We start from the raw sequence: 6,274 nt of genomic DNA, 5'->3' as shown, positions 1-6,274 counted from the left end.
ATCGGCCCAGATCCGCGAAATTTTAATCAGCGAGTCAGCTTGGGAAGAAATGACCTGCTTATTCGCACCTTCCCTAAGCAAAGAGATAATTAAAAAATCCAATGAATTCAGAGGTAATTTAGTTAAACACATTCAACGTCAAACAGGGATTAAAGCAGGCGAAACGCTTATGCTGGTCGACCTTGGATATGAAGGGACCACACAGAATAAAATCGGCCATATTCTCGAACAAGAATTAAATATTAAGATTATCGGCCACTACCTTATTGTCCAACAAACACCTGATTGGCAGGACAATAGAACAGGATCTATTGCCCCAGACCGTTACGACTATCGATTAATTAGCACACTAACGCGCCACATTGCGACTTTTGAATTGTTATGCTCGTCGAATGATTTTTCTGCCACTCACTATGATAAAGAAGGTAACGCTAAAGGTCAAAATAGTGTTGACCCAATTCTACTGGAGAAAGTGAAAAAAATGCATGAATATGCATTGGAATTTCTTCATTCTCAGCAGGAAAAGTTAACAGGTGGACGATTTTCGGATAAAGAACTCAGCGATGCAATCATCATTGATCTAGCAAGGTATATCTTTTTCCCTCAGAAGGAAGAAATACAATGGCTGGAAGCCCTTCAATTTGAAGTCAATTTAGGAACAGATGCTAAACTGAGGTACATTAATCGTGAGAAAGCACTCGACTTTGTCAAACAGTATGGCTTATCGAGAATTATCGATGGCGACGCCAATGATGTCCGCACCAATAATTCAGCGGAGCTAAGATATCTGGGCATTGAGAATGCAATATGGTTGTTGGCAAGCTATCGTTACGCTGTGAATTACCCGCTGATCAGCTCCATACAACGCAAACAAAGCATTGATATCGTTTTTCTGAAAAATGGCAAAAGTATGACTCAAAAAATTGAGTCTTTTTATACTTATGATGGCTTTTATGCATTAAATATCCCAGTAATAGATGATGCCGAATTTGTTGTTATGATTGGAAAATCATTCACAGCACTTGAATTAATGAAAATTTCTTTCGTTTCTGATGAGAATGCATTTAGCAAATATGAAACAGATGAAAAGAATAATCTGCTATTGAATACTGACTACTTCATTGATGGCGCGATAATAGACGAAAAAATCATCAAGCCATCAACTGTTGATGCATTTATTTATTTAAAGAAAATAACGCACAAAGATAAAGGAATGATTAAAATTATCTATCGACCATTATCTTAACCCTAACATCCATACCCTAAATAATTCGAGTTGCATGAAGGTGGAAAACGAAGACATCCCGATGAGCTTACTCAGGTAAGTGATTCGGGTAACTAAGTGTAAGCCAACGCACAAGCAACGTGAAGTATTACGGGCATATTGGCCATTGTTGATAAGAGCCCAAAGCTACCGGGCTCTCGAAAAATAACAATAAAACATTAAAAAAACAGTTCATTTTAACTCCAGCGTTGTAAGAAATCATTTATTTTATCTATAGCATCATTATTAACAGGACTTTCATAGAATGCAAGAAGTTCACTGACTCTTTCTGCCTCAGCCTTTCTATTTTTATCATCATTTTTTATTAAGAAATATTCATAAATGAAACATAATTTCTTCTTGAGATTGTTAAGTCGAGAAGGCCAATTACTCTCCGAGAGCAAATTAGACATAAATTCTTCAACGCTAAAATAATCATCATATTGGTATGCCCCATTTTTCATACTCAACATACTTTTAGATAATAACCCCATTCTCTTTTCATAGAAAATAGAATCATATTGTATAGTCGATAGTGTATGAAGAGAGCAGTCAGCTGTACGCAATAATGTATGAATATTCTCTTCAACTTGTCGTATATAGTGTGATTGCTGGACAACAATAGGTTCCGGATGAAATTTATTTAAGGGGTGATCCTGCACTATCAAATAAATACCATTAGCTTCACAATAGTTAATTATTGATGTGATTTTCTTAAGAAGCTCGCCTCTATCTGCCCCATTAATCTCTAAAAATCGACTGTCTTTATAAGATGATGCAATGCCCGGCTCAGCATGAAAAAACAAAACAATAACCAGGGCATTGTAAGGTATGCCTTGCTGTGTTCTAAAAGTGTTATTATCAATTAAATTCGCTGAATCATACTTTCCAGAAGGGTTAGTTAAAATGTATTTTTCCTGCAATTCACTGATGAGTTCTTCAGTGAATTGGTAACTTCTATATAATTTATCAATTGTAAAACTGCGCATCACCTCTGAAGAGGAATAATTATCACCCAAGTCAAACATTAATGTATTTTTAAGCAATCCACGCTCTCCTGACCAAAATGGAATTCCGTAGTCAGAGGTACACTTCCTCAGTAAAAATGTATTAATATCTGTGCTTTGCCAGCCTATAACCACTGCAGGTGAGATAGCTGCCACTAACTCTTTGTAAAACTGGCTGCCTATTTGAAGACTTTTTTTCGCAACATGTTCATCACAACGGTATCGTCTCATTATTTCAGAAACAATATACCCTTCAACTGTATCATTATTTTTATAATAATTATCATAGGATCCATTAAAATCGATAATATTATAAGGCACCTTAATTGTTTGAAATACCGAACTATTCAACTCAGCAGTGGTCACCACCAAAAGAAAAAAACCTTTATCTCTTAGAGATAAGGCCAACTCTTCCCAAAAGTATTTTATGTTTACATCTATAGACTCCGGGACACAATTAACACATAAGGCTATGCCTTTTGAAATATATTCTTCACTCATTCCAAAGCCCTTAAATAAATTTAGAAAAAACCGTACCGCTTGACCAGGATATCTGTATCAACACCCTGGGAAATATCAAGTAGAATATTTTTTTCATTCTTACCACGCTGATATATCGTATCAATTATTGCACTTTCAATCTCATTTGGAATAACTACAACACCTTCAGAATCTGCAAAGACAAGATCACCAACATGTACAGTAACACCATACATATTAATTGGATTATTAATGAAATCTAACGTTGCGCGCTGACGGACATCCTGACAAGTATACCCTTTAGAAAACACAGGCAATGCCAAATCATATACTGCCTTACCATCCCTTGTATGCCCCCCAACAATAACCCCTGCAGCACCTGACCGAATCGCCAAGTTTGCATTTAGCTCTCCAAAATAGGCAAAGTCATCCATTTCATTCTCCACCATAATAATGTCGTTCGGAATTATAGTTTCGTAAGAGGAAAGTGCTTTATAGATTCCGTCATAAGGCTCATCTTCTTTTAACTCTCTTAATCTCAGCGTTTTTGCTCGCCCAAGCAACTTCGCACTTTGAATATTCGGGCTTAATCCTTTAATAATTTGATTGCGATAGCCAAAATCGTCTAAAATATCCGATAGCAATGGCGATGACATAAATGACTTCATGTTATTGAGGAGTTTTCTATCGCGTTCACGCTTACCTGCAGCAATCAAATTAGCCACATTAAAATCATCTTCATAATTAACATCAAAACTATCTTCAACAGAGGCCTCGATCAGATAAGGCTTATTTCCAATTCGCCTTTTAGTCTGCAGCGCAGTTTCTTTCTTAACAATATACAGCCCCATAGTTTCAATAATAGTATCTTTTATATCAACGCTATTAGGAATGGATTTTATATCATAATCAGGAGTTTTATTATCACTCCATGTATATTGTTTTTCCTTTTTAATTAAAACAGCTGAATCAAACTCGTTAGTATCTTTTATCGCATTAATACCATCTAGAATTTTCTGCGGGTTAATAAATGGACTGGTGCATAGCACTTGAATATAAATATCTGCATCGACATGTTTAACCTCATTCAAAAATAGTTTATTACCATCCGTTTTATTATCCGCTAGTGAAATATCCCTCTTCATGATTTTAGCATTTGTGTAACTGGCTAAATCAATGATGTAATCACTTTCCGTATCTAAATACACTTCATCAATGAAGTCACAAGCGAGCAATTTTTCCAGCGTGTGCAAGAATAGTGGCTTCCCATCTAACAGTTTTACGTTTTTGTTTTCAACACGAGAACTGCTTCCTTTTGCGGGTAAAAATGCAACAATTTTCATACAGCAACACCTCTTCAAAAAAAATAACAATCTATATTAATGAGTTAGCAGAATTAAACCCTCTCTGCACCCGTCATACTTCAAATTTCTTGTGCGTTGGTTTACGCTCAGTTACCCGAATCACTTACTAAAAGATGCCTTCCCTTGCCGCCTTCATACAACTCGAATTATTTAGTGTGTATACTATCTGGGTATGCATAAACCGCAGAGACTTATCCCCCCGCACACGCTACCATTCCTATTCGCAAAAAATCTGCAAACCGTTTCTCGGTAATCCCGCGCTCATAAGAACTGAGCGTTAGCGACATCAATAAAAATAACGCAGGCCAAGCGATCGTCATCTTCGGAATAGAGATACGTTTTAGACGTAAATCACCGGGTTTAGGCAGGTGAAGGGGTAATGCCTCCAACTTACTGATTTAGTGTATGATGGTGTTTTTGAGGTGCTCCCGTGGCTTCCATCTCCATCAGTTGTCCCTCCTGCTCAGCTACTGAAGGCGTGGTGCGTAACGGTAAAAGTACTGCCGGACATCAGCGCTATCTCTGCTCTCACTGCCGTAAAACATGGCAGCTACAGTTCACTTACTCCGCCTCTCAGCCCGGTACACACCAGAAAATCATTGATATGGCCATGAATGGCGTCGGATGCAGGGCTACCGCCCGCATTATGGGCGTTGGCCTCAACACGATTTTACGACACTTAAAAAACTCAGGCCGCAGTCGGTAACCTCACGCATACAACCGAGCAGTGACGTCATTGTCTGCGCTGAAATGGACGAACAATGGGGCTACGTCGGGGCTAAATCACACCAGCGCTGGTTATATTTTATGCGTATGACAGGATACGGAGGACGGTCGTGGCGCACGTCTTTGGTGAGTGTACTATGGCCACGCTGGAGCGTCTTCTGGACCTGCTGTCAGCCTTTGAGGTCGTGGTATGGATGACGGATGGCTGGCCACTTTATGAATCACGTCTGAAGGGAGAACTGCACGTTATCAGTAAGCGTTACACGCAGCGCATTGAGCGGCATAACCTGAATCTGAGGCAGCATCTGGCAAGGCTGGGCATGAAGTCACTGTCGTTCTCAAAATCGGTGGAACCGCATGACAAGGTCATCGGGCATTATCTGAACATAAAACACTACCAATAATTTGGAGTCATTACCCAAATCGTTTTACGGGCCACTCGCTTTATGCGGGTAACAGAAATTTCTATCGGTTGAAGGCATTACCCAAATGTCATAAGCCAGAGTCAGGTATCTTTCAGGATGTCTGATAAAAATACGGAGAAGTTCTCCCCTTTACCTTTATTGCCATTTTCTAACAAATAAGTCATTTCTTTTGCATATCAGACATTAATACAATAATAGCAACAATAACGTGATTTTTGTGAATTTTTTGCAATAATCCTTATTCTCTCCACCGCAGATCCGGAAACTCCCAGTCCCGGATCTTTCAGAACAGCACCGGGGCGTGGCGGCAGAAAAACACAACATGTGCCACGTTATCAGCTGCTTTTCCTGCTATATGTTGTGTTTACCCCCTGCCCCGTGACCGGGCGCGCAGGGGCAGAGATTGCCGCTTTGCTTATTCCCTTGCCGTGTTACACTTCCGGAAAGTTGTGATACGCCAGAAAATCGGATCTGCCGGAAACGGTCATCCGGTAATTTAAAGGCGTGGCTATATGTCTGCTTATTATCAGCATGAAAATGATGACGGCAGGGGAAAATCATCCGGGTGACAGACGCAGGGTTGTGCGAAGCCGATTATGCTGCACGTCATAATTACTCTGAGTGACTATTTTTTTTGAAAGGAAACATATGAAAACTCCAATTCCATTACATGACGTTCTTGTTGAGCTGGAAAATGCAGGTCATAGCGAACTGTGGATGGCATCCCCGCGAGGGAAAACCTGTTTTGAAGCTTATCCCCTTGATCAGAGCCAGTGGTATCTGCCAAACATCATCACCCGTGATGGACGAACAGTGGCTCACAGGGAAAAACGTCCTAATGGCTGGCTGCTTTCCGGTGACTGGAAAAACACCCATTGTCGATCCGGCGCAGCGGCACCTTACGATGCGGAGTTTATTGAAGAAGATTGGAAATTTGAATCGCCACAGATAATCTAGACACTTCCGAGCCGCTGATAATATTGTTTTTCGTATTCAGTTGGTGGCATA

Annotated in this window: 4 protein-coding genes and 1 pseudogene; 3 read left to right on the top strand and 2 right to left on the bottom strand. The window is 39.7% G+C overall.

Annotated elements, in window-relative coordinates; all coding sequences use genetic code 11:
• Positions 1–1,246 (top strand): hypothetical protein (locus GF617_RS26210; RefSeq protein ID WP_203452745.1); only part of this gene is annotated, 1,246 nt, incomplete at its 5' end.
• A gap of 215 nt (positions 1,247–1,461) precedes the next feature.
• On the opposite strand, the gene GF617_RS26205 is transcribed toward GF617_RS26210, so the two are convergent.
• Entirely contained in the window at positions 1,462–2,772 is a 1,311-nt protein-coding gene (locus GF617_RS26205) for a hypothetical protein (RefSeq protein WP_203452744.1), read from the bottom strand.
• Between the two features lie 20 nt (positions 2,773–2,792).
• Complete coding sequence (locus tag GF617_RS26200) at positions 2,793–4,094, bottom strand: cytidylyltransferase domain-containing protein (RefSeq protein ID WP_203452743.1); 1,302 nt, start codon at positions 4,092–4,094, stop codon at positions 2,793–2,795.
• A 451-nt stretch (positions 4,095–4,545) separates the two neighbouring features.
• Between GF617_RS26200 and GF617_RS26195 the strand changes: the two are divergent.
• A pseudogene (locus GF617_RS26195) lies at positions 4,546–5,245 on the top strand (IS1 family transposase).
• A 669-nt stretch (positions 5,246–5,914) separates the two neighbouring features.
• A complete protein-coding gene (locus tag GF617_RS26190) occupies positions 5,915–6,223 on the top strand; it encodes a hypothetical protein (RefSeq protein WP_203452742.1) in 309 nt (102 codons plus the stop codon).
• The last annotated feature ends 51 nt before the right edge of the window (positions 6,224–6,274 follow it).

It is taken from the genome of Lelliottia sp. RWM.1, from assembly GCF_016859735.1.
GTDB lineage: Bacteria > Pseudomonadota > Gammaproteobacteria > Enterobacterales > Enterobacteriaceae > Enterobacter.
Note: the sequence above shows the minus strand (reverse complement) of the source record. Positions and strands in the feature narration are given on the sequence as shown.